This window comes from Boseongicola sp., from assembly GCF_057460485.1.
On sequence record NZ_JBVCWP010000425.1, the window covers coordinates 1 to 2,332 of the forward strand.

2 protein-coding genes are annotated in these 2,332 nt (G+C 52.5%); both read left to right on the forward strand.

Translation table 11 applies throughout. From position 1 onward, the window contains the following. Window positions 1-314 precede the first annotated feature (314 nt). Window positions 315-1,379, forward strand: a complete 1,065-nt coding sequence (gene rsgA / locus AC221Y_RS23130) for a ribosome small subunit-dependent GTPase A (RefSeq protein WP_486708631.1) — start codon at window positions 315-317, stop codon at window positions 1,377-1,379. 453 nt (window positions 1,380-1,832) lie between these two features. Further along, the coding region (locus tag AC221Y_RS23135) for a YaeQ family protein (protein WP_486708632.1) at window positions 1,833-2,332 on the forward strand (500 nt) is incomplete at its 3' end.

Consider the following 2,332-nt stretch of genomic DNA (forward strand, 5'->3'; position numbering starts at 1 on the left):
GATTTGAACCACCGGAAGGAGCCCAATTCTCGCCCTTGTTTGAAACCAGATCAAAGCTGTAGAGGTGCAATTTGTCCGTACTCGATGCACAGCCCATACGATTACACGATGTCCTAGACGAAAAGCGCTTCCTATACGTCCGAGTGGGCATTTTTGCCCGGGATTTGTTTGCAAACTTATAGATAGGGGCTTTTAGAGAGGTTGCGGTTAAGCGATTGTCCTCTTCAGTGTCATCTTTGACGGTTCATTTTCCGGAAACCTGCCAAGTGCGTTTTATCACCACGGCCTGCATCAATTTGGGTTAAGACACGGATATGAAAACTCCGATTCCCGAAATAGGCCCGCCAAGTCTCACCGAGCTAGGTTGGCGTCATTTTTTCCTTCAGCAGCTCGACCCCGACGATTTGGCGTCACTTCGACCTGTTCGGGTATTGGCCGTCCATCGCAACAGCCTTCGGGTCGCCGGTGATGGCATCGAAACCGCGATAGAACCATTTTCTGACGATGAAGACGGTGGATTGGGGCAAGCAACAGTGGGCGATTGGATGCTGCTGGATCAAGAGGGTCATCATGGCATCCGGTTGCTGGACCGAATGAGTGCATTCAAACGGCGGGCTCCCGGTGAGGGGCGAAAAACCCAGCTGATTGCAGCCAATGTCGATACACTGTTTATAGTCACTTCGTGCAATAAGGACTTTAACTTAGCACGGCTGGAGCGATATTTGGCAATTGCGCGAGAAGCGGATGTCACGCCGGTAATCGTTCTGACCAAGGCAGATCAGACCGATAATCCAGCGGAGTTTCAACGCGCAGCGTCCGGATTGATGGCCAATCTGAGCGTCGAGGTTCTGGATGCCCGCGACAGCGCGCAGGCGGCGTGCTTGTTATCATGGTGTGGCAAGGGTCAGACTGTGGCCTTTGTCGGTTCCTCGGGGGTTGGAAAATCCACTTTGATCAATACGCTTTCAACCAGCGATCTTATCGAGACGCAGAAAATTCGCGAAAACGACGCCAAGGGGCGGCATACCACGACACATCGCGAAATGCACCGACTTGGCGCGGGTGGATGGCTGCTCGACACACCAGGAATGCGAGAACTGCAGTTGACGGATGTTCAAGCAGGCATCGAAGAAGTATTTTCCGATATCACTGCGTTAACCGGGTCGTGCCGATTTCGAGATTGCCAACACGAGACAGAACCCGGATGCGCCATAAGCGCGGCCGTCGAGGCAGGAGAGGTTGATCCGGATCGCCTGAAGCGCTGGAAAAAGCTTGTCGCTGAAGACGCCAGGAATTCTGAAACCCTTGCTGAAAGAAGGGCAAGCAACCGCTCATTCGGTAAGATGATCAAGGACGTCACCCAGTCAAAGGACACTTGAGGCTGCCATTGTGCGGAAGGCGGTCGCGATCGCCAAATAGCCAAAAAAATTATCACTCAAAATTGGTGACCCGATTGTGGCAGAGCAACTCTTCGCAAAGTGGGGCCAGACCCAGCGGGGGCAAGTGCCTGAACGCCCGCTTTGCGGAAGCTGTGATGCAAAATAGACATCCTTGCTCAAAGGTGGCTTTGGGCCGGAAGCACTGTGAGTCCGTTGCTCTGAGGCGGTGATGCCGCATTGCTCAGGACCACAGGCGCCATGCCCGACTTTTGTTGCCCACGTCAGGCGCAGCCATGTGCGCGTTGGCCTGATAAGGACCAACCATCCTACATCGTGAGGTCACACAACTTGGCAACACCTCTTCGCCCCCCATTATTCGTTGCCTTTGTATCTGCTTTCCAAAGGTCACCAGACGGAGTAGGCATCCCAATCTTTGAAGATTTGGGACAAATCATGGCGCAAAATGCTACTATTTATAAAGTTGAACTCTCAGTCTCCGACATGGATCGTCATTATTATGAGGCCCATAAATTGACCGTGGCTAAGCATCCCTCAGAGACGGATGAACGGTTGATGGTGCGCATTGTCGCTTTTGCGCTAAATGCCCATGAGCATTTGGAAATGACGAAGGGCCTTTCAACGGATGACGAGCCAGACATTTGGCAGAAAAGCCTGAGCGGAGAGCTTGATGTGTGGGTGGCCTTGGGACTTCCAAGTGAGAAGGTGATGCGTCAATCCTGTGGCAAAGCCGACAAAGTGATTGTCTATTCCTATGGCGGCAGGACTGCCGAGATGTGGTGGGACAAGATCAAAAACAGCACCGCCCGTTTTGATAATCTTCAGGTGATAAATTTTTCCGAGACCGACACAGGCGCACTGGCAAATCTGGCAAGCCGCGCGATGAAGCTCCAGATCAATATTCAGGACGGCGATGTGATGGTCAGTGTTGATGA